The 25,144-nt window shown below is 72.5% G+C and carries 21 protein-coding genes; 12 read left to right on the top strand and 9 right to left on the bottom strand.

The window, feature by feature from the left end:
• Positions 1 to 8: 8 nt before the first annotated feature.
• From HNR14_RS00535 to HNR14_RS00520, 4 genes are read right to left on the bottom strand one after another with little or no spacing between them, the layout of a single operon-like run.
• A complete protein-coding gene (locus HNR14_RS00535; protein WP_179699350.1) occupies positions 9 to 464 on the bottom strand; it encodes an anthrone oxygenase family protein in 456 nt (151 codons plus the stop codon).
• A 2-nt stretch (positions 465 to 466) separates the two neighbouring features.
• Positions 467 to 1,612: a P-loop NTPase gene (locus tag HNR14_RS00530; RefSeq protein ID WP_179699349.1), complete on the bottom strand. Its 1,146-nt coding sequence runs from the start codon at positions 1,610 to 1,612 to the stop codon at positions 467 to 469.
• Complete coding sequence (locus HNR14_RS00525; RefSeq protein WP_039923341.1) at positions 1,605 to 2,138, bottom strand: DUF1003 domain-containing protein; 534 nt, start codon at positions 2,136 to 2,138, stop codon at positions 1,605 to 1,607. Before HNR14_RS00525 ends, HNR14_RS00530 begins: the two co-directional genes overlap by 8 nt.
• Positions 2,125 to 3,447 carry a magnesium transporter MgtE N-terminal domain-containing protein gene (locus HNR14_RS00520; protein ID WP_021764483.1) on the bottom strand — a complete coding sequence of 441 codons (1,323 nt, stop codon included), beginning with the start codon at positions 3,445 to 3,447 and terminating at the stop codon, positions 2,125 to 2,127. Before HNR14_RS00520 ends, HNR14_RS00525 begins: the two co-directional genes overlap by 14 nt.
• Before the next feature lie 57 nt (positions 3,448 to 3,504).
• On the opposite strand from HNR14_RS00520, the gene HNR14_RS00515 reads away from it, so the two are divergent.
• The 6 genes from HNR14_RS00515 to dhaK all read left to right on the top strand — a co-directional run bounded on the left by HNR14_RS00515 (position 3,505) and on the right by dhaK (position 9,538).
• Complete coding sequence (locus HNR14_RS00515; protein ID WP_179699348.1) at positions 3,505 to 4,161, top strand: YflT domain-containing protein; 657 nt, start codon at positions 3,505 to 3,507, stop codon at positions 4,159 to 4,161.
• Between the two features lie 75 nt (positions 4,162 to 4,236).
• Positions 4,237 to 6,063 (top strand): hybrid sensor histidine kinase/response regulator transcription factor, encoded by a 1,827-nt coding sequence (locus HNR14_RS00510; protein ID WP_179699347.1) that lies wholly within the window; start codon positions 4,237 to 4,239, stop codon positions 6,061 to 6,063.
• A 113-nt stretch (positions 6,064 to 6,176) separates the two neighbouring features.
• Complete coding sequence (locus HNR14_RS00505; protein WP_179699346.1) at positions 6,177 to 7,037, top strand: class II fructose-bisphosphate aldolase; 861 nt, start codon at positions 6,177 to 6,179, stop codon at positions 7,035 to 7,037.
• A gap of 4 nt (positions 7,038 to 7,041) precedes the next feature.
• Entirely contained in the window at positions 7,042 to 7,818 is a 777-nt protein-coding gene (locus tag HNR14_RS00500) for an HAD-IA family hydrolase (protein WP_179699345.1), read from the top strand.
• Positions 7,819 to 7,857: 39 nt separating this feature from the next.
• Positions 7,858 to 8,505 (top strand): dihydroxyacetone kinase subunit DhaL, encoded by a 648-nt coding sequence (gene dhaL / locus HNR14_RS00495; protein ID WP_179699344.1) that lies wholly within the window; start codon positions 7,858 to 7,860, stop codon positions 8,503 to 8,505.
• A gap of 37 nt (positions 8,506 to 8,542) precedes the next feature.
• Positions 8,543 to 9,538, top strand: coding sequence for a dihydroxyacetone kinase subunit DhaK (dhaK, locus tag HNR14_RS00490; RefSeq protein ID WP_021764066.1), 996 nt, complete (start codon positions 8,543 to 8,545; stop codon positions 9,536 to 9,538).
• A 48-nt stretch (positions 9,539 to 9,586) separates the two neighbouring features.
• Here dhaK and HNR14_RS00485 read toward each other — a convergent pair whose 3' ends face one another.
• The gene (locus HNR14_RS00485) at positions 9,587 to 11,101 is read right to left on the bottom strand and encodes an aminopeptidase P family protein (RefSeq protein WP_246311494.1); all 1,515 of its coding nucleotides are present in this window, start codon (positions 11,099 to 11,101) and stop codon (positions 9,587 to 9,589) included.
• Positions 11,102 to 11,134: 33 nt separating this feature from the next.
• On the opposite strand from HNR14_RS00485, the gene HNR14_RS00480 reads away from it, so the two are divergent.
• From HNR14_RS00480 to HNR14_RS00470, 3 genes are all read left to right on the top strand, one after another.
• Positions 11,135 to 12,007, top strand: a complete 873-nt coding sequence (locus tag HNR14_RS00480) for a PHP domain-containing protein (RefSeq protein WP_179699342.1) — start codon at positions 11,135 to 11,137, stop codon at positions 12,005 to 12,007.
• A gap of 59 nt (positions 12,008 to 12,066) precedes the next feature.
• Positions 12,067 to 13,188, top strand: coding sequence for an aggregation-promoting factor C-terminal-like domain-containing protein (locus tag HNR14_RS00475; protein WP_218874943.1), 1,122 nt, complete (start codon positions 12,067 to 12,069; stop codon positions 13,186 to 13,188).
• Between the two features lie 78 nt (positions 13,189 to 13,266).
• Positions 13,267 to 14,430 (top strand): aggregation-promoting factor C-terminal-like domain-containing protein, encoded by a 1,164-nt coding sequence (locus tag HNR14_RS00470; protein WP_179699340.1) that lies wholly within the window; start codon positions 13,267 to 13,269, stop codon positions 14,428 to 14,430.
• 69 nt (positions 14,431 to 14,499) lie between these two features.
• Here HNR14_RS00470 and HNR14_RS00465 read toward each other — a convergent pair whose 3' ends face one another.
• Positions 14,500 to 16,020: a DEAD/DEAH box helicase gene (locus tag HNR14_RS00465; protein ID WP_179699339.1), complete on the bottom strand. Its 1,521-nt coding sequence runs from the start codon at positions 16,018 to 16,020 to the stop codon at positions 14,500 to 14,502.
• A 123-nt stretch (positions 16,021 to 16,143) separates the two neighbouring features.
• Here HNR14_RS00465 and HNR14_RS00460 point away from each other — a divergent pair, with 123 nt between their 5' ends.
• The gene (locus tag HNR14_RS00460; RefSeq protein WP_179699338.1) at positions 16,144 to 16,860 is read left to right on the top strand and encodes a ferritin-like fold-containing protein; all 717 of its coding nucleotides are present in this window, start codon (positions 16,144 to 16,146) and stop codon (positions 16,858 to 16,860) included.
• A 35-nt stretch (positions 16,861 to 16,895) separates the two neighbouring features.
• Here HNR14_RS00460 and HNR14_RS00455 read toward each other — a convergent pair whose 3' ends face one another.
• Together HNR14_RS00455 and HNR14_RS00450 are read right to left on the bottom strand one after the other, a co-directional pair.
• Entirely contained in the window at positions 16,896 to 17,198 is a 303-nt protein-coding gene (locus HNR14_RS00455) for a hypothetical protein (protein WP_021764264.1), read from the bottom strand.
• A 9-nt stretch (positions 17,199 to 17,207) separates the two neighbouring features.
• The gene (locus HNR14_RS00450) at positions 17,208 to 17,432 is read right to left on the bottom strand and encodes a DUF3107 family protein (RefSeq protein WP_179699337.1); all 225 of its coding nucleotides are present in this window, start codon (positions 17,430 to 17,432) and stop codon (positions 17,208 to 17,210) included.
• 126 nt (positions 17,433 to 17,558) lie between these two features.
• Between HNR14_RS00450 and HNR14_RS00445 the strand changes: the two genes are divergently transcribed.
• On the top strand, positions 17,559 to 20,714 hold the full coding sequence (locus tag HNR14_RS00445) for an ATP-dependent helicase (RefSeq protein WP_179699336.1): 3,156 nt from the start codon (positions 17,559 to 17,561) through the stop codon (positions 20,712 to 20,714).
• Positions 20,715 to 20,742: 28 nt separating this feature from the next.
• A complete protein-coding gene (locus tag HNR14_RS00440) occupies positions 20,743 to 24,096 on the top strand; it encodes an ATP-dependent helicase (protein WP_343064375.1) in 3,354 nt (1,117 codons plus the stop codon).
• Here the strand turns inward: HNR14_RS00440 and HNR14_RS00435 are convergent.
• On the bottom strand, positions 24,027 to 25,100 hold the full coding sequence (locus HNR14_RS00435; protein ID WP_021758231.1) for a phosphotransferase: 1,074 nt from the start codon (positions 25,098 to 25,100) through the stop codon (positions 24,027 to 24,029). The genes HNR14_RS00440 and HNR14_RS00435 overlap by 70 nt on opposite strands.
• Positions 25,101 to 25,144 lie beyond the last annotated feature (44 nt).

Raw genomic sequence — 25,144 nt, 5'->3', positions numbered from 1 at the left:
CGGACGGGTCAGGGGAGCGCGACGCCGACGGCGATCGCGAACAACACGAAGGCGAGCACCGCTGCGCTCGATCGCAGCACGTCGATCCGTTCCCAGCGCACGACGACCGCGCGCCAGTCCGCAGGCGGTGCAGCGGGATCCCAGTCGTTCACGCCGATGTTGATCGGCACGGTGCCGAGGAACGACGCGAGCACGAAGACCAGGAGCGCCGCGGCTCCCGCGATCCGCCAGGCCAGCCCGTCGGACCCTCCCGTGACGACGAGGAGTGCGATCGTCGCGAGCACCGTCGGCGCCATCAGGATCGGCACCACGACCTTCAGCCGCTTCACCAGCGCGATCCGCGCCCGCACGTGGGCGTCGTCCGGCAGCGAGCGCAGCGCCGGCTGCACGCCCCAGCGCACGATCGTCTCCTCGCCGGCCAGCAGACCGGCGAGGACGAGCTGCACGATGGTCAGCACGGTCATGGTCAGCTCCTCGGGGAGAGCCCGAGCTTGCGGCCGGCGAGGCCGCGCGCGCGGGTGGCGAGCCGTTCGGCGACGGCGCGGATCGCGGCCGCCGCGGGATCGGCGGGGTCGGTCACGACGATCGGCGCGCCCACATCCCCGCCGGCGCGCAGCGGGATGCTGAGCGGCACGGAGGCCAGCAGCGGCACCTCCTCGTCCTGGCCGGCCGACAGGCGGCGGGCGACCTCCGCTCCGCCTCCGCTGCCGAAGAGGTCGAGGATGCTGCCGTCGGGCTGCACCAGGCCCGCCATGTTCTCGATCACGCCGACGACCTTCTGGCCGGTCTGCCGGGCGACGACGCCGCTGCGCTCCGCGACGTCGGCTGCGGCGGGCTGGGGAGTCGTCACCACCAGCACCTCCGCCTGGGGGAGCAGCTGCCCGACCGAGATGGCCACGTCTCCGGTGCCCGGCGGGAGGTCGAGGAGCAGGATGTCGAGGTCGCCGAAGAACACGTCGCCGAGGAACTGCTGGATGGTCCGGTGCAGCATCGGGCCGCGCCAGGCGACCGCCGCGGACGCGGAGTCGACGAACATCCCGATCGAGACGACCTTCACGCCGTAGGCGACGGGCGGGAGGATCATGTCGTCCACCCGGGTCGGCCGCGGCGCGACGCCGTTCTCGTCGGTCATCCCGAGCACACCGGGGATCGAGAAGCCGTGCACGTCGGCGTCGACGATGCCGACGCGCAGCCCGCGCTCGGCGAGAGCCACCGCCAGGTTCGCGGTGACCGTGGACTTGCCGACGCCACCCTTGCCGCTCGTGACGGCGTAGACACGGGTGAGGGAGTCCGGGCCGAACTGAGCGGTCCGCTCGGCTTTGCCGCCGCGCAGGCGCTCCGTGAGGGCGCGGCGCTCGGCCGGGGTCATCACGGAGACGTCGACGGTCACGTCCGTCACCCCGGGGACGCTCGCGGTCGCGGCGCGCACGTCCCGCTCGATCGCGTCGGCGGCCGGGCAGCCGACGATCGTCAGCTTGATGCCGACCGTCGCGTGCCCGTCGGGGGCGACCTCCACCCCACCCACCATGTCCAGCTCGGTGATGGGCTTGCGGATCTCGGGGTCGAGCACGGCGGCCAGCGCACGCCCGACGGCGTCCGCCAGCTCAGGCACGGGTGGTCTCGCCTTCTTCCGCGTCCCGCTCCTCGAGGTCTTCGAGCAGGGCGCGCAGCTCGGCGCGGATGAAGTCCTTCGTCGCCATGTCCTTGACCGCCAGCCGCAGGGCGACGACCTCGCGGGCGAGGTACTCCGTGTCGGCCAGGTTGCGCTCGGCGCGCTGGCGGTCCTGCTCGATCTGCACGCGGTCGCGGTCGTCCTGCCGGTTCTGGGCGAGCAGGATGAGCGGCGCGGCGTACGACGCCTGGAGCGACAGCACCAGGGTCAGGGCGATGAAGCCGAGCGCCGCGGAGTCGAACCGCCACGAGGTCGGGAGAAGGGTGTTCCACGCCATCCAGGCGACGACGAAGACGGTGAGGCCGAGGATGAACCACGGCGTCCCCATGGCGCGCGCGATCCACTCGGTGAACCGTCCGAAGCGGTCGCTCTGCTCGGCCCGCCCGCGTCGCGACGACGACCCCAGGACGGGTGTGCGCAGACCTTTCGGCGCATCGAGACGGGTGTCCTGCTTACCTCGTGCCATTCGAACCCCTCCTTCCGTTCACGATCGGGATGCTGCCGGTCTCGTCGGACGAGGCCGTGCGTTTCACGGGCTCGTCCTCGTCTTGGCTCCGCCAGTCGTCGGGGAGCAGATAGTCGAGGATGTCGTCGATGGTCACCACCCCGACGAGCCGGTGCTTGTCGTCGACCACGGGGACCGAGACGAGGTTGTAGCTGGCCAGGATGCGCGACACCTCGGCCGCGGAGGTGTCGGCGGTGACCGGCTCCAGGCTCGGGTCGAGCAGGGTGCCGAGACGCACGTGCGGCGGGTAGCGCAGCATCCGCTGGAAGTGCACGATGCCGAGGAACCGGCCGGTCGGCGACTCGTAGGGCGGCAGCGTCACGCAGACGGCGGCGCCGAGGGCGGGGGCGAGCTCGTGGCGGCGGATGAGCGCGAGGCCCTCGGCGACGGTGGCGTCGGCCGACACGATGATGGGCTCGGTCGTCATCAGACCACCGGCGGTGTCGGGCGCGTAGCTGAGGAGCATGCGGACGTCCTCCGCCTCCTCCGGCTCCATCAGCTCCAGGAGGTGCTCGCCACGCTCGTCGGAGAGCTGGGCGATGAGGTCGGCGGCGTCGTCCGGCTCCATCTGGTCGAGCACGTCGGCGGCGCGGTCGTCGTCGAGCTTGGTGAGGATCTGCACTTGCTCGCTCTCCGGCATCTCCTCGAGCACGTCCGCGAGGCGGTCGTCCGGCAGCTCCTCCGCCACCTCCAGCATGCGCTGGGGCGGGAGGTCGAGCAGCGTGTTCGCGAGGTCGGCCGGCTTCAGCTCGGAGTAGGTGGCGATCAGCTGCTCCGCCGACTGCGCCTCCCCGCCGCGGAGGCGCTCGCGCACCTCGTTCCACGACACGAACGTGGTCGGTCCCTTGCCGAACGGGGACGAACCCGTCTTGGGGCGGCGCACGAAGAGCTGCCCGACCGCCCACTCGCCGGTGGGCGACTCCTCGATGGCGACGTCCTCGATGGTGGCCTCGCCGGTGCCGTCGGCGAAGTCGACCTTGCGGCCGAGCAGCTCCGCGATGACACGCACCTCGCCGCCGCGCTGCTCGAACCGTCGCACGTTGATGAGGCCGGTGGTGATGATCTGGCCGGGGGAGATGCTGGTCACCCGCCCGATCGAGACGAAGACGCGGCGCTTGCCGGGGATCTCGACGATCAGTCCGACGACCGTCGGCGGATCCGATTTGCGGTAGACCACCAGCACGTCGCGCACGCGCCCGACCCGGTCGCCGACCGGGTCGAAGACGCTGGTCCCGGCCAGCCGGGCGACGAAGATCCTGGTGCTACTCACGTGTATAAACCTATGCCCTTCCCGCCGCAGGGGCCGTGAGAATGGAACAATGGGGCGATGAGCTCCCCAAGCCCTCTCGGCGGCCGCAACCGGATCCTGTTCCCGACCCTCCCGCGCGGTGAGGTGGTCGCGACGTTCGACAGTTATCCCGCCGCCCAGGAGGCGGTGGACGTGCTCGCCCGCGCCGACTTCCCGGTCGACAAGGTCTCCATCATCGGCAGCGACCTCAAGAGCGTCGAGCGCGTCACCGGCAAGCTCACCTGGGGGCGTGTCGCTCTCGCCGGTGCGGCGTCGGGCGCCTGGCTCGGCATCTTCTTCGGGCTCCTGCTCGTGATCTTCTCCCCGACGGTCAGCTTCGCCTTCGTGATCGCCGCCGTGCTCATCGGCGCCGGCTTCGGGATGCTCTTCGGCATCGTCTCGTACGCCATCAACCGGCGTCGCAAGGACTACACCTCGGTCATGCAGGTGATCGCCACGAGCTACTCGGTCCTGGTGGACGGCGACCTCGGCAACCGCGCGCGCAACCTGCTCGACGGGCGGCCGGCGGAGCAGCCCCAGGCCGCCGCCGCACACCCGAGCGACCCGCCGGCCGCCCCGCACCCCAGCGACCCGCCGAGCGCGTGGCAGCCGCCCGCGCCGCAGCCGCCGGTCGAGCCGGTCCCGCCGGTGGACGGCCCGGAGGACCCGACGGCGCCACCCGCTCCGCGGGCCTGATCCCCGGGGTGGCGGCGCGCCCTCGCACGGGCGCATGATGGAGACGGCATCGCCGTCGACGTCGATGAGGACCGCATGGAAGCCGCAGACCCGGACCCGAACACCCGCACGACCCGCGACTCCGTCGCGCCCGCCCCGCGGCTGAGCGCGCCGTTCGACACGCTCGCCGCCCTGGCGGAGGACCTGGCAGGGCACTTCGCGCTCGAGCCGCTTCTGGAGCGCATCCTCCGCCACACCCTCGAGCTGCTCGGCTGCGACAGCGGGTCGATCTGCACCGTGGACGAGGCATCCGGCACCTACCGGAAGGATGCAGACCTCGGCGTCGGCTGCCGCTCGGGCGCGACGTTCCCGCTGGACGAGGGCGTGACCGGGGAAGTCGTCCGGGCGCGCGGGACCGTCGTGTTCGACGAGTACGCCCAGGTGCGCGGCGGGCACATCGACGGTGCCGACCGCGACCTGCTGCACGCCACGATCGGGGTGCCGATCCGCTGGAACGGCGCGATCATCGGCGCCCTGGTGGTCTTCAGCCGCGATCCGGGCCGCCGGTTCAGCGGTCCAGAGGCCCAGCTGATCGAGAGCTTCGCCGCCCACGCGGGCATCGCCATCACGAACGCCCGCCTGCACGCGGTCGCGGCGGAGCGGGCGCAGGAGGCCGCCGTCGCCACCGAGCGCGAGCGTGTCGTCCGCGACGTCCACGACACGGTCGGGCGCGGGCTCGCCGACATCCTGCTGCGATTGGACGAGGCCGAGCGGCGGACGGCCGCCGGCGAGGATCCGCGCGCCGCGCTGACCCAGGCCCGGCGCGCCGCGCGGTCGGCGTTGAGCGAGACGCAGCGGACGGTGCTCGGGCTCGGTCCCGAGCAGCTGGACGGCCGGTCGCTGGGCGAGGCGATCGGGCTCGAGCTGGCCTGGGCGGAGTCCGCGGCCGGGCTGACCACGCGCCTGGTCGTGGTCGGAGAGCCGGGGCCGCTCGCGCCGGAGACCGTGCGCCAGCTCTTCCGGATCGTGCAGGAGTCCCTGACGAACGTGGTCGAGCACGCTTCGGCGCGCCAGGTGCGCGTCGGGATCGTCTACGGCGAACGCGAGGTGACCGCACTCATCGAGGACGACGGGCGCGGCTTCGACGTCGGCGGCCTCGCGAAGGCGCCGAGCCGACCGCTCCGCGGGCTCGGCCTCCAGGGGCTCGCGGCACGGGCCGAGCACCTCGGCGGCAGCATCCACATCGAGTCGACGCCGCAGTGGGGCACGCGTGTGCGGGCGGAACTGCCGGTCGCCGCGGCCGCCCGCGGGCACGAGCACGCGCGCTGGCGGGTGCTCGTCGCCCACGCGAGCCCGCTCATCCGCTCCGGCCTGGTGCGGTCGCTCGCGCTCGCGGAACCGGACATCCAGGTCGTCGCCGAGGTCGCCGATGCGCAGGCGGCGGTGGAGGCGTACGACCTCCTACGCCCGAACGTGGTGCTCGCCGATCTCGACCTCCCGCACGTGGACGGGGTGCAGCTGACCTCCTACCTGCGCGCGGCCGACGACGAGGCCCGGGTGGTGCTCCTGATCGGCTCGGTGACCGACGACCGGCTGCTCGGCGGCACCCGGGTCGGCGCGGCCGGGTTCGTGGAGTCGACCGCCGACCCCGCCGCCATCGCGCGCACGGTCGTGGCGGCGGCGCGAGGCGACCTCCTCCTCAGCCCCGAGTTCCTCAGCCGGTTCGCCGTCTCGCTGACCGGGGGCGACGAACCGCTGACGGCGCGCGAGCGGGAGGTGCGGGCGCTCGTCGAGCAGGGAATGCCGGACAAGCAGATCGCGGCCACCCTGCACATCTCGGTCAAGACCGTCGAGAAGCACGTCGGCGCGCTGCTGCGCAAGACCGGCGCGGCGAACCGCACGGTCCTCGCCGCCCGCCGCTGACCGACGCTGACCGGCGCCCTCTGCGGGTAATCCCTACCGCAGGGATGGGGGAACTCCCCGTGTCGCCCGTCCGCGCCCGCTGCCTACGCTGAGCGTGGAACGAGGAGGATCCCATGCCTGTCGTGTCGCTGAAGGAGATCGTCGACCGGGCGTTCGCGGAGCGCTACGGCGTCCCCGCCATCAACATCGTCAACGATCTGACGCTGGAGGCGGTCCTGGCGGGAGCGGTGGAGGCGCGCTCGCCGGTGATCGTGCAGACCTCGGTCAAGACCGTCAAGTCGATCGGCTCCGACGTGCTCTTCGCGATGTGGGAGGCGATGACCGCCGGCATCGAGGTGCCGGTCACGCTCCACCTCGACCACTGCCCGGAGCGCGCCGTCATCACCGAGTGCCTCGACCGCGGCTGGAACTCGGTGCTCTTCGACGCCTCCACGCTGACCGTCGAGGAGAACCAGCGGCAGACCGTCGAGGTGGTCGCCGAGGCCCGTCGGCACGGCGCCCACGTCGAGGGGGAGATCGAGGCGATCAAGGGGGTCGAGGACGGCATCGGCGCCGACACCGAGCCGCAGCGGCAGACCCTGGAGACGGCGGTCGCCTTCATCGAGGAGACCGGGGTCGACGTGTTCGCGCCGTCGATCGGCAACGCGCACGGCGTCTACTCCGCGACCCCCGCGCTCGACTTCCAGCGCGTGACCGACCTGGTGGAGCGGACGGGGGTGCCGATCGCCCTGCACGGCGGCAGCGGGATGACCGACGAGCAGTTCCGCGATCTCATCGCGCGCGGCTGCGCCAAGGTCAACATCTCGACGGCGCTCAAGATCGAGTTCATGCGGTCGAGCCTCGCCTTCCTCAAGGGGGCGGAGGAGGCCGACAAATGGGATCCGCCGTCGCTCTTCCGCGACGTGCGCGGGCATATCGTCGACCTGACCACCGGGCTCGCGGCCACCTTCGGCAGCGCGGGACGGGCGTGGTGACGACGTGCCGGCGCTGATCTTCGACTGCGACGGCGTGCTCGCCGACACCGAGCGCAACGGGCACCTGCCGGCGTTCAACCGCACGTTCGCCGAGTTCGGCGTGCCGGTGCGGTGGAGCGACGACGACTACCGCGAGAAGGTGCTGATCGGCGGCGGCAAGGAGCGGATGGCGAGCATCCTGACCCCGGAGTTCGTCGCCGCGAACGGTCTGCCGTCCGATGCGGACGGCCAGCGCGACCTTTTGGCTCAGTGGCACAAGCGGAAGACGGCCATCTACACGGAACTGGTCGCGTCGGGCGCGCTGCCCGGCCGCCCGGGCATCCGCCGGATCGTCGAGGCGGCGCGAGGGGCCGGCTGGACGCTCGCCGTCGCCTCCACCTCGGCGGAGCCCTCGGTCCGCGCCGTGCTCGAGCACGCGGTCGGTGACGAGCTGGCGAGCGGCTTCGCCGTCTTCGCGGGCGACATCGTCCCGCACAAGAAGCCGGCGCCCGACATCTACCTGCTCGCGCTCGACCGCCTCGGGCTCGCCGCGGACGAGGCGGTGGTGATCGAGGACAGCGGCAACGGCGTGCGCGCGGCGGTCGACGCGGGACTGCGGGTCGTCGTCACCGTCAGCGCCTACACGGTCGACGAGGACTTCTCCGGCGCGTCGCTCGTGGTGAGCTCGCTCGGCGATCCGGAAGAGCCGGCCGAGGTGATCGCCGCGCCGGCCGGCGTCGTCCCGCAGCAGCTGGTGACCCTCGACGACCTCGCCGCCGTGCTCGCGCGGCCGCGCCCCTGACCGGCATACCCGAACCCGACATATCCCGAAGGAGCAGCCATGACCCAGAGCTTCGACGACACGGAGTTCGTCGTCCGCACGATCGCGCAGACGGCGGTCGACAACGAGCGGGAGTTCGGTGACCTCGACTCGGTCGTGGGCGACGGCGACTTCGGCTTCTCGCTCGCGCGCGGTTTCGAGATCGTGCTCGCCGACTGGGACTCCTACGACCGCGCCGACATCGGCACCTTCCTGCAGAAGATCGCGGTCGCCATCACGAGCCGCATCGGCGGGACGTCGGGGCCGATCTGGGGGACCGCGTTCCTCCGGGCCGCAACGATCGCCAAGGGCAAGGACACGCTGACCGGCGACGACGTGGTCGCGATGCTCCACGCGGCGATCGACGGGATCAAGGCCCGCGGGAACGCCGACGTGGGCGACAAGACCCTGCTCGACGCACTCGTCCCGATGACCGATGCGATCGAGGCCAGGCTCGCCGCGGGCGGGAGCAGCGACGAGATCGTCGCCGTCGCCGCCGAGTCGGCCCGCACCGCCGCCGACGCCACCGTCACCATGCAGGCCAAGCGCGGCCGGGCCGCGTACACGGGCGAGCGCAGCATCGGCTCGCCCGACCCCGGCGCCGTCGCGGTCGCCGTCATCCTCGAGCGGCTCGCCCCGGCCTGGTCGGACCGGCCCCGCGAATCCTGAACCCATCCGAACCCGAACACCCGAACTGGAGAGCGCCATGAAGAAGTTCGTCAACGACCCGCAGAAGTACGTCCCCGACATGCTCAAGGGCATCGCCCTCGCCAACCCCGACACGCTCCGCTACGTGCCGGAGTACAACCTGATCATGCGCGCCGACGCCCCGAACGACGGCAAGGTCTCGATCATCCAGGGCTCCGGCTCCGGGCACGAGCCCGCCCACGTGCTGACCGTCGGCCGCGGGATGCTCGACGGCGCCTGCCCCGGGGACGTGTTCGCCGCTCCGCCGATGGACTACGTCTACGAGACGACCAAGCTGCTGGCGTCGCCGAAGGGCGTGCTGCTGCTGGTCAACAACTACACCGGCGACCGGATGGCGTTCGACATGGCCCAGGAGATGAGCCTCGCCGACGGCGTGACGGTCAGGACGCTGTTCATCGACGACGACGTCTCCGTCCAGGACTCCACCTACACGGTCGGCCGGCGCGGTGTCGCGGGCAACTTCTTCGTCATGAAGGCGGTCGGCGCGGCGAGCGAGGCGGGGGCCGACCTCGACGAGGTCGTCCGGATCGGCGAGAAGGTCAATTCCGTGACGCGCACGATGGGTCTCGCGCTCACCGCGTGCACCCCGCCGGCCAAGGGCTCGCCGCTGTTCGAGCTGGGCGACGACGAGATCGAGATCGGCGTGGGCATCCACGGCGAGCCGGGACGCCGCCGCGCGAAGATCGAACCGTCGGACGCCCTCGTGGACGAACTGCTCGAGCCCGTCGTGGCCGATCTGCCCTTCGAGCGCGGCGACCGCGTCGCCCTCATGGTGAACGGCCTCGGCGGCACACCGATCAGCGAGCTCTACATCGCCTACGGCCACGCCCACGAGTCGCTCGCGGCCAAGGGCATCACGGTCGGCCGCAGCTATGTCGGCGAGTACTGCACGTCGCTCGACATGGCCGGCGCCTCGATCACCCTGGTCCGGCTCGACGACGAGATCGAGTCGCTGCTCGCTGCCCCAGCGGAGATCGGCCTGCGGATCTTCTGACGCCCGGGCGCCCGAGTCCCGGGCGTCAGAACGAGCGGAGCGGCCGGCTCAGCGTGCGCCGAGCCGGCCCATCCACTCCTCGACGTCGTCCGCGGTGCGCGGGATGGCGAGCGACAGGTTCTCGGCGCCGTCGGCGGTGACGAGGATGTTGTCCTCGATCCGCACGCCGATCCCGCGGAACCGCTCGGGAACGGTCAGGTCGTCGGGCTGGAAGTACAGCCCGGGCTCGATCGTGAAGGTCATGCCCGGTTCCAGAACGCCGTCCATGTACAGCTCGCGCCGCGCCTGCGCGCAGTCGTGCACGTCGAGTCCCAGGTGGTGGCTCGTGCCGTGCACCATGTAGCGGCGGTGCTGCTGGTTCTCGGGCTCCAGGGCCTCGTCCGCGCTGACGGGGAGGAGCCCCCACTCCGCGGTGCGGCGGGCGATGACGCCCATCGCGGTCGCGTGGATCTCGCGGAAGCGGATCCCGGGGCGGACGATGGCGAACGCGGCGTCCGCGGCCTCCCGCACCGTCTCGTAGACCAGGCGCTGGGTCTCGGTGAACGTGCCGCCGACCGGCAGCGTCCGCGTGATGTCCGCCGTGTAGTAGCTGTCCAGCTCCACGCCCGCGTCGAGCAGGATGAGGTCGCCGGGGACCACCGGACCGTCGTTGCGCGTCCAGTGCAGGATGCAGGCGTGCGGCCCGCTCGCCGCGATCGTGTCGTACCCGACCGCGTTGCCGTCCGCCCGCGCGCGCCCGTTGAAGACGCCCTCGACGAGGCGCTCGCCGCGCGGGTGCGCGACGATGCGGGGGAGGTCGGCGATCACGTCGTCGAAGCCGCGCGCGGTGGCGGCGACGGCGGCGCGCAGCTCACCGATCTCGTAGTCGTCCTTGACGAGCCGCAGCTCGGAGAGCTCGCGGGCCAGCCGGTCGTCTTCGGTGTGGTCCTCCGGGTCGGCGTCCTCCGCGAGCACGAGGCGCGCGGTGTCGACACGGTCGGTGAGGTCGGGGTCGGCCTCACGCAGGACCACCGTCCGGTCGTCGACGGCGTCGAGCACGGCGGCGACGTCGGCGATCCCGCGCGTCGGGAGGTCGAGGTCGCTCGCGACCTGCCCGAGCGAGGGGCGCGGGCCGATCCAGAACTCCCCGATCTCGGGGTTCGCGTAGAACTCGTCGGAGTCGCGTCCGGCGCGCTCCCGGAAGTACAGGGTGGCCTCGTGGCCGGATGCGGTGGGCTCCAGCACCAGCACGCTGCCGGGCTCCGAGTCGGAGCCCCACCCGGTGAGGTGGGTGAACGCGGAGTGGGCGCGGAAGGCGTAGTCGGTGTCGTTGGAGCGCTGCTTGAGGCGGCCGGCCGGGATGATGACGCGCTGACCGCGGAAGAGCTCCGACACGCGCTCGCGGCGGCGGGCAGCGAAGGCGGCCTGCTCGCGAGCGCCGGGGAGCACCTCCGGCCGTTCCGCCCAGCCGCTGCCGATGAAATCCTTAAAGGCGGCGGAGCCCGGGGTGGTCGAGCGGTTCGCGGTGGCGCGCGGGGCCTCTTCGGTCTCGGCGGGGGACGGAGTGGACTGCTGGGACGACATGGCGACCATTCTCCCACTCCTAGGATGGAGTGCATGGCTGATGAGCGACGGTTCCGCGGTCCCGTCGACCTCCACACGCACTCGAGCGTGTCGGACGGGACGGAGACCCCTGCGGAGCTCGTGCACGCCGCGGCCCGCGCCGGTCTCGGCACGGTCGCCCTCACCGACCACGACTCCACCGCGGGCTGGGCGGAGGCGGCCGTCGCGGGCGCCGAGGCCGGGATCACCGTCATCCCGGGCATGGAGCTGAGCACACGGATCGAGTTCGCCAGCGTCCACATGCTCGGCTACCTCTTCGACCCGACGAACCCTGCCCTCGTCGCCGAGACGCAGCGCATCCGCGACGGCCGGATGCGGCGCGCGGAGGACATGGTGCGCCGCATCGGCGAGGACTACGACATCACCTGGGCCGACGTGATGGCCCAGGCCACCGAGGGCGCCACGGTCGGCCGTCCCCATATCGCCGATGCCCTCGTCGCCCGCGGACTCGCCGTCGACCGCAGCGCGGCCTTCGCGGGCATCCTGCACTGGCGCAGCGGGTACTTCCAGCCGCACTACGCGCCCGAACCGCTGACGGGCGTGCGGTTGATCCGGGAGGCCGGGGGCATCCCGGTGCTCGCGCATCCCGCGACGGGAGGCCGCGGCCGGGTGATCCCGGAGGACCGCCTCCGCCGGCTCGTCGACGCCGGGCTGTTCGGCTTCGAGGTCGATCATCGCGAGAACACCGAGGACGGCAAGGCGCGCCTGCGCGAGCTGGCCGCCCGCTACGGCCTCGCCCTCACCGGCTCCAGCGACTACCACGGGGCGGGCAAACCGAACCGGCTGGGGGAGAACACCACCGATCCTGCGGTCCTCGACCGGATGATCGAAGAAGCGACAGGCGCGGCGCCCTTCTACGCTCCGTGACCAGGTGCGCTTAGCCTGGACCGCGGGGGACGGAAAGGCGAGGTGCTCGGGTGAGACGGATGTGGACGGCTTCTGCTGCGGCGACGGCGCTGATCGGCGCGCTCGTGCTGGCGGGAGGAGCGGCACCGGCCGCCGCCGACACGTCCTACCCCTCGTGGGACGACGTGCAGGCCGCGAAGGCCAACGCCACGGCCGCCCAGGCCGAGGTGGACCGCATCAACGCGCTGCTCGCCGGGCTGCAGACCGCGGCCAACGCGGCCGGCGACCTGGCCATCAAGCGGGCCGGGGAGTACGGCGCGGCCGAGACGGCGCTGCAAGCGGCCACGCAGAAGGCGGACGACCTGTCGGCGCAGGCGACGGCCGCGACGGCCCAGGCCGACACCCTGCGCAAGCAGAGCGGCACCCTCGCCTCGCAGCTGGTGCGCGCCGGCGGTTCCAACGTCACCCTCCGCCTCTTCCTCGGCAGCAGCACCACTCACCAGAAGTCGCTGCTCTACGAACTCGGCGCGGTGTCCAAGCTCACCCAGCGCTCCACGGCGCTCCTCGCCGCGGCCGACCAGCAGAAGAACGTCGCCGCCGCGCTCAGCACCCAGGCCGCGGCGGCGGAGACCGTGCGCACGAAGCTCGATGCCGACGCCAAGAAGGCGTACCAGACCGCCAAGGATGCCGAGGCGGCGGCCGAGGCCGAGCTCGCCGACCAGAAGTCGCACGCGAACACCCTCTACTCCCAGCTCGCGACGCTGAAGAACACCGAGGCCTCGGTCGAGCAGAGCTATGCGGCGGGGGAGGCGGCGAAGGCTGCCGCGGAGGCCGCCGCGAATCCCGGGGGCGGCTCCGACGGCTTCGCGCCGCCGCCGGGAATGGTCGTCGACCCGGCCGCCGCGCAGGCGTATGCGTCGAGCCGCCTGGCCGCCTACGGCTGGGGCCAGGATCAGATGGGGTGCCTGATCAAGCTGTGGAACCATGAGTCGGGCTGGCGCGCGGACGCGTACAACTCGTCGAGCGGTGCCTACGGCATCCCGCAGTCGTGGCCGGGCAGCAAGATGGCGTCGGCCGGGGCCGACTGGATGACGAATCAGAACACCCAGGTGAACTGGGGGCTGGATTACATCAACCGGGCCTACGGATCGCCCTGCGCCGCCTGGAACTTCGAGATGAGCCACGACCCCAACTGGTACTGAGCCGCAGCGGCCCGGGTCGACGCTGGGCCGGCGGGTCGCATAGCCTGGAGGCACAGGGGCGAGCCGGGAGGGTGTGCGGTGAGACGGGTGTTGACGCGGTCGGCGGCGGTCGCCGTGCTGGTCGCGGGTCTCGTGACCGCCGAGGTGGCGGGTCCCGCAGCGGCCGAGACGGCCTATCCGAGCTGGGACGAGGTCGCCGCGGCCAAGGCGAACGCCTCGTCCGCGCAGGCGCAGGTCGACCGCATCAACGGCCTGCTCGCCGGGCTGCAGAGCAGTGCGAACACGGCGGCCGACGCCGCCATCCAGCGGGCCGCCGAGCTCGGGGCCGCCCAAGCCGCCCTACAGGCGGCAGCTCAGAAGGCGACGGACCTCGCCTCCCAGGCCGCGACCGCGACGTCGGCGGCCGACACGCTGCGCAGGCAGAGCGGCACTCTCGCGGCCCAGCTCAGCCGGGGCGGTGGCTCGGACGTCTCCGTTCGGCTGTTCCTCAGTGACAGCACCGCGACGGCCGACTCCCTGCTCTACCAGCTCGGCGCTGTGTCCAAGCTCGCCGAACGATCCAATGCGCTCCTCCAGCAGGCCACGTCGCAGAAGAACCTGGCGTCCTCGCTCAGCGCGCAGGCCGCAGCGGCGCAGACCGTCCGGCAGCAGCGCGATGCCGATGCGAAGAAGGCGTACGACACCGCCGCCTCCGCGAAAGCCGCGGCCGACGCCGCTGTTGCCGATCAGCAGACTCGCGCGGACACGCTGTACGCGCAGCTCGCCTCGCTCAAGAACACCCAGGCCTCGGTCGAGCGGCAGTACGCGGAGGGCGAGGCCGCCCGCAAAGCTGCCGAACAGTCGGCCAGCTCCGGCGGCGGCGGCGGTGGTGGAAGCAGCGGCGGCGGTTCGGGCGGCGGGGCCGACAGCTCGGCACCGCCTCCCGGCGTGGTCGTGGACCCCGCCGCGGCCCAGGCCTACGCGGCCAGCAGGCTGCCCGCCTACGGCTGGGGAGGCGAGCAGATGAGCTGCTTGATCAAGCTCTGGACCAAGGAGTCGAGCTGGCGCGCCGACGCCTACAACCGGTCGAGCGGCGCCTACGGCATCCCGCAAGCACTCCCCGGGAGCAAGATGGCGAGCGCGGGCGGCGACTGGATGACCAACGCCGACACGCAGATCAACTGGGGTCTCAGCTACATCTCGGGCCGCTACGGCAGCCCGTGCGCCGCCTGGTCGTTCCACCTCGGGCACAACTGGTACTGACGCGGAACAGGTACTGACGCAGAAGGCGGCGACCCCGTCGGGGCCGCCGCCTTCACTGCGAGTCGGAGCTCAGTTCGCGGGGGGAGTGCTGGGAGCGCTCGACGCTCCGCCCCGCGAACGGCGGCGACGGCGACGCGGTGCGCTGTTGCCGTCGCGGTGCTGCGAGCCGCCCCCGTCGTGGGTGCCGGTCGCGACGTTCTGGTCGCCGCCCTCGGCGGTGGCCGTCGCGGTGCTCGCCGTGGCGCCGGCGTCGGCGGTGGTCGCCTCGGCCGAGCCCTCGCCGCCGCGGGTGCGGCGGCGGCTGCGGTTGCCCCCGGTACGCTCACCGTCGCGGGCGGCTCCGCCGGAACGGGAGCCCTCGGAGCGGGAACCGCCGGAGCGCGAGCCCTCGGTCTTGACGACCGGCGTGGCCTTCAGGCGGCCCTTGGAGCCGGCGGGGATGTTGAGGTCCTCGTAGAGGTGCGGGCTCGACGAGTAGGTCTCGACCGGCTCCGGCTGGCCCATCTCGAGCGCGCGGTTGATGAGCGCCCACTTGTGCAGGTCGTCCCAGTCGACGAAGGTGACCGCGATGCCGGTCTTGCCCGCGCGGCCGGTGCGGCCGGCGCGGTGCAGGTAGGTGTCGTGGTCGTCCGGGACCGTGTGGTTGATCACGTGGGTGACGTCGTTGACGTCGATGCCGCGGGCGGCCACGTCGGTGGCGATCAGGATGTCCTTCTTGCCGGCCTTGAACGCGGCCATCGCGCGCTCGCGCTGCTCCTGGTTCAGGTCGCCGTGCACGGCGGCGGCGTTGAAGCCGCGGTCGTTCAGCTCTTCGACCAGCTTCGCCGCGGCGCGCTTGGTGCGGGTGAAGACGACGGTCTTGCCGCGGCCCTCGGACTGCAGGATGCGGCCGATGACCTCGTCCTTGTCGAGCGAGTGCGCGCGGTAGACCACGTGCTTGATGTTGGCCTGGGTCAGACCCTCGTCCGGGTCCGTCGCGCGGATGTGCACCGGACGCGTCATGAAGCGGCGCGCGAGGGCGACGATCGGGCCCGGCATCGTCGCCGAGAAGAGCATCGTGTGGCGCGTCGCGGGGACCTGCTGGAAGATCTTCTCGATGTCGGCGAGGAAGCCGAGGTCGAGCATCTTGTCGGCCTCGTCGAGCACGACCTCCTGCACCTGCTTGAGGTCGAGGAGGCGCTGACCGGCGAGGTCGAGCAGACGGCCGGGGGTGCCGACGACGATCTGGGCGCCGGCCTTGAGCTGCTCGACCTGACCTTCGTAGGCCTTACCGCCGTAGATGCTGACGACCGAGGTGGAGCGGTTGGAGGTGGCGAGCTCGAGGTCCTCGGCGACCTGCACGCACAGCTCGCGGGTGGGGACGACGACCAGCACCTTCACGCCGGGGGCGGGGTCGATGCCGATGCGCTGGATGATCGGGAGGCCGAAGCCGAAGGTCTTGCCGGTGCCCGTCTTGGCCTGGCCGATGATGTCCTGGCCGCTGAGCGCGAGGGGGATGGTCTGCGCCTGGATGGGGAACGGTTCGACGATGCCCTTCGCGGCGAGGGCGTCCACCATGTCCTGGTCGATGTTGAGTTCGGAGAAAGTCAAAAGGTATGCCTGTCGTTCGTTGCGTAAGGTCTACGCCCTGTTCGTGTCGCAGGCGTAGGAGCCGTCGATCCAACGCCGACGGACACGACAAGCCTACTGGACGACCCCGTTACACTGCTGTACGTGTCAACCTGGTTCACGCGCCGACGCTCTACGGTCGAGCTGCCCCGTCTCGCCCCTCGCGCCGATCGCGCGCCGGCCGTGCGGGTCGACCTCCACGAGGTCATGCCCGATCTGCTGCCGTATCTCGGCCAGGCGGCGTACCTGCAGCTGGAGCAGTTCCAGACCCTGTCGCGCGTCGCGGCCGAATGCGGTTCGCTGCGCGGGAAGGAACTGGTGGCGGCCGCGGCCGGGAACGCCCTGTCGAAGCACCAGGGGATCGTGGCGGAGATCCGCCGCCGCGGCGACGACCCCGGCGAGGTCATGAAGCCGTTCGCCGATGAGATCGAGGGCTTCAGCGCGCTCATCGTGGGCTCGGACTGGCGCGAGACGCTGCTCTCCGCCCTCGTGACGGGCGGACTGCTCGACGACTTCTTCATCCGGCTGGCGGCCGGGCTCCCGGGCGACATCGGTCCGCGCGTCGCGCAGCTCCTGGGCTCGGATTCGGGTCAGGAGGGTGTGCTGGAGGTGCTGCGCGCCGAGATCGAGGCCGACCCGCAGCTGCCCTCGCGACTGGCCATGTGGGGGCGGCGCCTGGTCGGCGACACCCTCCTCGTGGCACGGTCGGCCCTGCACCTCTCGGGCAATCGTGCGACCGACGACGAGCGGATCGAGCCGATCTTCACCGAGCTGATCGCCGCGCACACGCGCCGCATGGACGCGCTGGGCCTCACCGCCTGAGCCTCACCGCCCGTGCGGTGCGCCGCCGGAGCGGGTCAGCGCGCGACGGCGCCCTTCGCCAGCGTGTGCAGCAGCTTCTCGTCGTGATCGGCGCGCACACGGCCGATCACGAGGTCGACCACGGCGACGATCGCGGCCGTGCCGAGCAGCGTGATCCACCAGATCCAGCCGCCGTTCCACTTCAGCCCGGCCCAGGTGAGCGCGACCCAGAGGGCGCTCGCGGCGATCACGCCGAGGGCGGGGATGAGGACGGCGCCGTGCGTGTGACGGCCGGGGAGCAGGTAGCGGGCGCCGAGTCCGAGCACGGCTCCGCCGAGAGCGACGAAGAGGAGTTCCACGACGGGAATCTAGCCGACGAAGCCGATGCGGCGCGACTCCTCGGCGCCGATCTCCACGTAGGCGATGCCCGCGGTCGGCACCACGTAGATGCGGCCCTTGTCGTCGGTGATGCGCAGGACGCCGGTGCCGTCGTTGACGGCGGTCTCCACCTGCTGGGCGATCTCGTCGGGCGACTGCGCCGACTCGAATCCCAGCTCGCGGGGGGCGTTGACGATTCCGATGCGGATCTCCACGACGTGCCTTTCCGGTGTGTCCGGGCCGTCTCGAAACCGACCGCCCGATGTGAGTTCAGACTACGGCACACGGCTCGCGGCGCCGGGTCACGTTCTCTGTCGGCGGACGCCGATACCGTGAAGGACATGACGACCCGAGGTTTCCGCCCGCGCGCCGACCGGCGCAGGGCGAGCGGCGACCCCGTCCTCGACGAGACACAGTCCGCCGTGCTGCGCCTGGCGGACGGCGCGTCCGCGGCCGTTCTCGGGGCTCCGGGCACCGGCAAGACGACGACGCTGGTCGAGGCGCTCGCCGATCGTGTGCTCGGCCGCGGCTACGGGACCGACGAGGTCCTCGCGCTCAGCGCCTCCCGTTCGTCCGCCACGGCGCTCCGCGACCGGATCGCGCTGCGGCTCGGCGTGCCGACGAACGGTCCGCTCGCGCGCACCGCAACCTCCCTCGCCTTCCAGCTCGTCGGAGCGCGGTCCCGTCGCCTGGGGGAGGAGCCCCCGCGGCTCCTGACCGGTGGCGAGCAGGACCAGATCATCGCGGAGCTGCTCGCAGGCCACGTCGAGGACGGCACCGGACCCGTGTGGCCGGAGCCGCTGGTCGAGGAGGTCCGGTCGCTCCGCGGATTCCGCACCGAGCTGCGCGAGCTCATGGCGCGATGCGCGGAGCACGGAGTGTCGACGTCGCGGCTCTCGGAGCTCGGGGCGATCACCGGGCACGACGAGTGGAGGGCCGCCGCCCGGTTCCTCGCGGAGTACCAGGCCGTCGTCGACAGCTACCGCGGCGGCTTCGTGGACTCGGCCGAGCTCATCGCGTCCGCGGTCGCCGTGGTCCGCGAGGGCAGCGCGCTCGACCGGCTGCGCGCGGTGTTCGTTGACGACCTGCAGGAGGCGACGGTCGCCACCGTCGCCCTCCTGCGGGCGCTCGCCGAGCGCGGCGTCGCCGTCATCGCCTTCGGCGACCCGGACGTCGCCTCCACCACCTTCCGTGGCGCGGAGACGGGTGCCATCGGGCAGCTCGGGTCGCGCCTCGGCGTTCCGGTCGAACGGTTCGTGCTCGGTGCGGCTCATCGGCAGACCCCGGCGCTGCGCGAGCTCACCGTGCGTGTGACGGAGCGCATCGGCACGGCGGCCGCCGGTGTCCAGCGTCTGGCCGCGTCCGCGCGTCCGGCTCCCGTCGATTCCGGCGCGAAGGACCGGACGCAGCCCGACGACGACGCACCCCCGGAGGTGCTGCGCATCCTGGCCGCGTCGGCGCCGGCCGAAGCGGCGCGCCTCGCCCGCCGGTTGCGCGAGCGCCACCTGCTCGACGGGGTCTCGTGGGACGAGATGGCGGTCGTCGTGCGCTCCGGGGCGCACGTGCCCGGCCTGGCGCGTGCGCTGGCGGTCGCGGAGGTTCCGACCAAGACGAGCATCGCGGGGCGCGCCCTCCGCGACGACTACGCCGCCCGCCAGCTCATCACCGTCGCCGGCGTCGAGGTGGGAGCTGTCGATCCGACCCCCGCGGTCGTCACCGAACTGCTCCTCGGCCCCTTCGGCGGGCTCGACGCCGTCAGCCTGCGACGGTTGCGCCTCGCCCTCCGTCAGGAGGAGCTCGCCGGCGACGGCAACCGGTCCGGTGACGACCTCCTGGTGGAGGCGCTCGCCGACCCGGCGCACCTCGCCACCATCGACGCGTCGCCGGCCCGCCGCGCCGGCCGGCTTGCCGAGACGCTGCGCGCGGGCCGCGAGAAGGCCGCCTCCGGCGCGACGATCGAGGAGCTCCTCTGGCACACCTGGGAGCGCAGCGGCCTCGCCGGGCGCTGGCTCGAGCAGTCTGAGCGGAGCGGGATCGTGGCCGACGAGGCCAACCGGCACCTGGACGGCGTCGTCGCCCTGTTCACGGCCGCCCGGCGGTTCGTCGAGCGGTACCCCGAGCGTCCGGCCGCCGACTTCGTCGTCGAGCTGCTGGGCGCCGAGGTCCCGGAGGACACCCTCGCCGCCCAGACCGCCGGTCCGGCCGTGCTGGTCTGCACCCCGAGCGCGACGGTGGGTCGCGAGTTCGAGGTCGTGGCCGTCTCCGGTCTGCAGGAGAGCGTCTGGCCGAACCTCCGGTTGCGCGGCTCCCTGCTGCGCCCCCAGGAACTCGCCGACGCCCTCGACGGGCGCGAGACCGCCACGGAGGACCAGCGCGCCCAAGTCCTCGGCGACGAGTTGCGTATGTTCGCCCTGGCGGTCTCCCGTGCCCGCGGCCAGGTCATCCTCACCGCCACCGCCAACGACGACGAGCAGCCGTCCCCGTTCCTCCGCCTGCCTGGCGAGCTGGCGGTCGACGACCGCGACGAGGGCATCCACCCGCTGTCGCTGCGCGGAATGGTCGGCCGGCTGCGCCGCCGGCTCGCGACCACCGGCTCGGCCGACGCCGCCGAGGCGCTCGCGCGACTGGCGGATGCCGACGTCGAAGGAGCCGACCCCGCCGATTGGTACGGCCTCATCGAGCCGTCGACGACCGATCCGCTCGTCGACCTCGGCGACGAGGAGGCCGTCGTGCGGGTGTCGCCGTCGCGACTCGAGACGTTCGAGAAGTCGCCGCTGGCCTGGTTCGTCGACGCGATGGCCTCGTCGCCGAGCGGCCTCGCAGCCGGCATCGGCACGGTGGTGCACGCCGTCATGGAGGAGGCGAGCACGAGTGAGGACCGCGACCTGAGCGTCGAGCGGTTGTGGGGCGGAATCGAGCGGCGCTGGAGCGAGCTCAGCTTCGAGTCCCCGTGGCTGGAGGAGAAGGAGCGGCGGCGCACCCGCACGCTCGCCAACGGCGTCTCCGAGTACCTGCGGGACTTCGAGCGCGCCGGCGGCGCGCTCCTCGGCTCGGAGGGCGAATTCGAGTTGCGGATCGGCCGGGCGCTGGTGCGCGGCACGATCGACCGCGTGGAGCGCACGGCCGACGGCACCGTCGTGATCGTCGACCTCAAGACAGGCAACCGCACGCCGACCGCGGCGGAGGCCGCCGAGCACGCGCAGCTCGGGGCCTACCAGCTCGCTCTGGAGCACGGCGCCATCGAGGTCGCGGACGGGCTGCCGTCGGGCGGGGCGAAACTGCTGTTCGTCGCCAAGGGCGTGCGCGGCAAGGGGTACCGGGAGGTCGCGCAGGACCGGGTCGATCCCGAGGGTCTGGAGCGTCTCAAGCAGCGGGTCGCCGACGCGGCGACAGGCATGGCGGCGGCGACGTTCGCCGGGGTCGTCGACCTCGGCGACCGCGACCCGCACGCGAAGTACGAGTACCGCATCCACCTGGTGCCGGCGGTGAGCGCATGACCGGCGGCGCGACGACGGAGGGACGGGCGTGAACGACGAGAACGTGCTGGAGTGGGCCGCCGCGGAGGCCGACCTCGACCTGGTCGAGCAGGCCCTGACCCTCGACGAGCCGGCGGCCGGGGCCGAGCGCGAGCAGCGTGCGGTGCGCCCGATAAGCGCCGTGGAGATCGCCCGCGCGCTCGGCCTGCCGGAGCCGACCCTCCAGCAGCAGGCCGTGATCGAGGCGCCCGTGCGTCCCGCCATCGTGGTCGCCGGGGCGGGCAGCGGCAAGACCGAGACGATGGCGAACCGCGTGGTCTGGCTGCTCGCCAACGGCCACGCCCGCGTCCCCGAGATCCTCGGCCTCACCTTCACCCGCAAAGCGGCGGGCGAGCTCGCCGCGCGTATCCGCACCCGGATCGAGCAGCTCGTCGCCTCGGGCCTGACCGACATCGCGTTCGACCCGTTCGAGGCGCCCGAGGTGGCGACCTACAACGCGTTCGCGAACGCGATCTTCCGGGAGAACGCGCTGCTGATCGGGCGAGAGCCCGAGTCCGCCGTGCTGAGCGAGGCGTCGGCCTGGCAGCTCGCCCGCCGACTCGTGGTCGGTAGCACCGACGAGCGTCTCGTCGACCTGGAGCGCGGTGTGGACGCCGTCACCAGTGCGGTCCTGTCGCTCAGCCGGGCGCTCAGCGAGAACGTCGCGGACGCCGCCGAGGTCGAGCGGATGGTGGAGGGGTTCTCGCGCATCGTCGAGCTGCCGACGGGCAACGGGCGGGTGAAGGACGTGTATGCCTCCGTCCGTTCCGCGGTCGCCGCCGTCGGCTCCCTGCCGCCCCTGCTCACGCTCGCCGAAGCGTTCGCCGACGAGAAGCGGCGCCGCGGATTCGTGGAGTACTCCGACCAGGTGGCGCTCGCCCTGACGATCGCGGAGCGGCTCCCCGCCGTGGTCGACGACTACCGCCGCCGCTTCCGGGTCGTCCTCCTCGACGAGTACCAGGACACCTCCGTCGTCCAGACACGGCTGCTCTCGACCCTGTTCGCCGGGCAGGCCGTCATGGCCGTCGGCGATCCGCACCAGTCCATCTACGGCTGGCGCGGTGCGAGCGCGGCGAACCTCGGCCGGTTCTCGGCCGACTTCACCGGGCAGCGGCCGGGCGTCGAGCACGGCGGCGCCGACGAATACGCGTTGAGCACGAGCTGGCGCAACCCCACCCGCGTCCTCGACGCGGCCAACACCCTGGTCGCCCCGCTCTCGGCGGCGGCCCCGGTGCACGTCGAGCTGCTGCAGCCTCGGCCCGGTGCGGTGGCCGGCGAGCTGACGGCGGAGTTCGGGCAGACCGTGGCGGACGAGGCAGAGTCGGTCGCGGCCTGGCTGGGCGAGCGGATCGCGGACCGCGACGCCGATGGGGTGCCGCCGAGCGCCGCGATGCTGTGCCGCTCGCTCAAGAAGATCGACGTCTTCACCGCGGCGCTCGCGCGCCGCGGCATCCCGTACCACGTGCTCGGCCTCGGCGGCCTGCTGGAGCAGCCGGCGATCGCCGACCTCGTGAGCGCCCTCCGCGTGATGCACGACCCGACGGCCGGGTCCGAGCTCATCCGGCTCCTCACCGGTGCTCGCTGGCGGGTCGGCCCGAAGGACATCGCCGGGCTCCGCCGGGTCGCGTCCTGGCTCTCGACGCGCGACCACCGGTTCCAGGAGCTCGACCCCGAGGTGCGGGACCGGCTGCGGCGATCCGTCGCAGGGGAGGAGTCGGCGTCGCTCGTCGACGCCCTCGACTTCGTGGTGGAGGCGCCGGAGGGCCATACGAAGCTCGAGGACATCAGCGCGGTCGGGCTGGAGCGGATGCGCGACGCCGGCCGCCTGCTCGACCGGCTGCGATCGCGTGTCGGCCTGGACCTCCTCGATCTGGTCACCCTCGTGCAGCAGGAGCTCCTGCTCGACGTCGAGGTCGCCGCGAACGAGTCGGCGCAGCTGGGCCAGGCGAGCCTCGACGCCTTCGCCGAGCAGGTCGCCTCGTACCTCGCCGCGGACGATCGGGCGACGCTCGGCTCGTTCCTGGCCTGGCTCGCCGAGGCCGAGCAGCGCGACAACCTGGCACCGCGCAGCGAGGACCCGGAGCCCGGCACCGTCCAGATCCTGACCATCCACGGCGCCAAGGGACTCGAGTGGGACGTCGTCGCCGTCCCGCGCCTGGTGGACGGCGAGCTGCCCGGGCCGCCGCAGAGCCGCAAAGGCTGGCTCGCGTTCGGTCAACTGCCGAACGAGTTCCGCGGCGATTCCGCGGAGCTGCCCGTGCTCGCCTGGCGGAACGCCGAGGACCAGAAGCAGATCGACGAGTCCATCGACGCGTTCGAGGCGGAGAACCTGCGTCGTCACCTGGAGGAGCAGCGGAGGCTCATCTACGTCGCCGTCACCCGGGCGCGCAAGCGTCTCCTCCTCACCGGCTCGTACTGGTCGACCCAGACCCGGCCGCGGGGCCCCGGCACCTACCTGCTCGAACTCCAGGCCGCCGGCCTCCTGCCCGAGGACTCCTTCCCGGACTGCGACGAGCCCGACGAGAACCCGCTCTCCCTGACCGCGCAGACCCTCACCTGGCCGCTCGACCCGCTCGGGACGCGCCGCGACCGGGTGCAGGCCGCGGCGGAGGCGGTGCGCGAGCGCCGCGAACGCGGTGCATCGGCGGGCGGCGTCTACGCGCGGGACCTCGACCTGCTGCTCGCCGAACGCGCCCGGCGCGCACAGGACGCCGGTCTCGTCGAGCTGCCCGCCCGCATCCCGGCCTCGCGCTTCAAGGACTACATCTCCGACCCCGAGACCGTGGCGGCGACGCTGCGTCGGCCGATGCCCGAGCGGCCGTACCGGCAGACGCGCCTCGGCACGCTCTTCCACCGGTGGGTGGAGGAGCGGTTCGGCGCACCCGCGGGCGGGGCGGACGAACTCGACGCCGCCGCGACCGAGCTCGACGATCCGGCGGGCGAGCTGCTGGAGGCCGACCGGCTCGCCGAGCTCCAGGCGACGTTCGCCGCGAGCACGTGGGCGGGGAGGCGCCCCGAGGAGGTCGAACTCGAGATCCACGTGACCCTCGCCGGGCAGGTGGTGGTGTGCAAGCTGGACGCCGTCTACCGCAGCGATGACGGGATGCACGAGTACCAGATCGTCGACTGGAAGACCGGAAAGGCGCCACGGGACGCCGAGGACCTCGAGCGCAAGCAGCTGCAGCTGGCGCTCTACCGGCTCGCGTTCGCCCGGTACTCGGGCGTCGATCCGGCGCTCATCGACGCCGTCTTCTACTTCGTCGCGGACGACCAGGTGGTCCGGCCGGAACGGCTCTACGAGGAGGAGGAGCTGCGTTCGCTCTGGTCCTCTGCCACCGGCTTCATCCCGCCCGAACGGCCGTAGCCCTCCGCTCGGTCGCCGGGGGTGCGGTCGAGCATCGCCTCGACGTCGCCGATCGCCATGATCGGGCCGGTCGCGTTCGAGAGCGGGTTGACCGCGTTGCTGTGCACCCGATCCACCAGCCCGTCGAGCATGGTCACCGCGTCGTCGACGATGTCCTGGTCGCGCACCTCGCGGCCGTGCAGCAGCCAGCGTGCGACCTCGAGCTCGGCGTACAGCATGGCGCGCTGCGTGAACTGCCGATCCGTCGCGACCTGACGGGCGGAGGCGTAGGCCGTGAGCGCGCCGTCGGTCGCCTCGGGGTTCATGGCGAGCAGCCAGTGCAGGTCGCGTGCCGGGTCGCCGACGCGGAGCGCCGACCAGCCCAGGACCGCGGTCACCGAGTCGCCGTCCACGAGGAACGAGTCGGCGGTGAGGGCGCCGTTGATCACGGTCGGCTGGAACTGCCAGAGCGAGTGGTCCGCCGTGGCGTCGCGCCAGCGGTCACGGAGCGCGGTCGGCAGCAGGCCGGTGGCGGCGGAGGCCTCGATGAGGGAGGTGGCTGAGCCGAGCGAGTCGGCGGCCGAGAGCACGGGGAGTCCCGCTTCGCCGACGAAGCTGGTCGGGAGGGTGTGGATGGCGGCGATGGCGTGACCGATCGAGCCGGCGAGGCCGTCTCCCGGCGGCACCTCCTCGACCGTGACGTGCTCGCCGGGGAGGAAGTCGTAGACCAGGGCGCGGGTGCCGCCCACGGGTGCCTGCCCGAGGTACTGCGGGACGTCGAAGGGCAGCCGGCTGCGGATTCCCGCGGTCAGCGCGCGCAGGGCCACGAGGTCGGCGCTCTGCTCCGATTCGGCGGACTGGGAGAGCGGGACGCGGACGATGCAGACGCGGCCGTCGCGCTCGTCGAGCAGCGCGGCATCGAACTCGCCTGCGCCGTCCCGGGAGTAGCTGCGGGCGCCGGAGACGACGAGGTCGGGCACGGCCGAAGCGGCCAGCGCGGCTAGAGTGAGGTGGGATCTGGCCATGGTTCCTAGGCTAAATGGACATCCGTGCGTGGGCTCTGATCGCC

It is taken from the genome of Leifsonia naganoensis (assembly GCF_013410615.1).
GTDB lineage: Bacteria > Actinomycetota > Actinomycetes > Actinomycetales > Microbacteriaceae > Leifsonia > Leifsonia aquatica.
The sequence above is the reverse complement of the archived record's forward strand: the minus strand, read 5'-3'. Positions and strand labels throughout refer to the sequence as shown.